The sequence below is a fragment of the Myxococcus sp. CA039A genome, assembly GCF_013336645.1.
Lineage (GTDB): Bacteria > Myxococcota > Myxococcia > Myxococcales > Myxococcaceae > Myxococcus > Myxococcus llanfairpwllgwyngyllgogerychwyrndrobwllllantysiliogogogochensis.
The window spans coordinates 1-379 of the sequence record NZ_JABUMQ010000848.1 but is presented as its reverse complement, the minus strand read 5'-3'; the positions used below and the strand labels follow the sequence as shown (position 1 = coordinate 379).

General features: G+C 68.3%; 1 pseudogene. It reads left to right on the top strand.

The annotated features are described in order from the left end of the window. A pseudogene (locus HR086_RS47910) lies at positions 1–379 on the top strand (3-deoxy-D-manno-octulosonic acid transferase); the annotation flags it as partial.

Below are 379 nucleotides of genomic sequence, written 5' to 3'. Positions count from 1 at the left end.
GGTGCAGGCGCTGGGCAACCTGAAATTCGACATCGCCACGCCGGATGTGCAGGGTTTCGTCGAACAGTTCCACGCGCGGGTACCGGCCGCTCGTCCGGTATGGATCGCCGCCAGTACCCATGATGGCGAGGAGCAGGCGGTGATCGACCTGCACCGGCGCCTGCGCCAGCGGCATCCGGAGCTGCTGCTGCTGTGGGCACCGCGACATCCCGAGCGTTTCCCGAAGGTGGAAGCGCTGGCGCGCGAACAGGGCTGGAGCGTGGCGACCCGCCGCGTGGACCAGTGGCCACACGCGGCCACAGACGTGTTCGTCATCGACACCCTTGGCGAGCTGATGCCGTTCTATGCCTGCGCCCAGGTCGCCTTCGTCGGCGGCAGC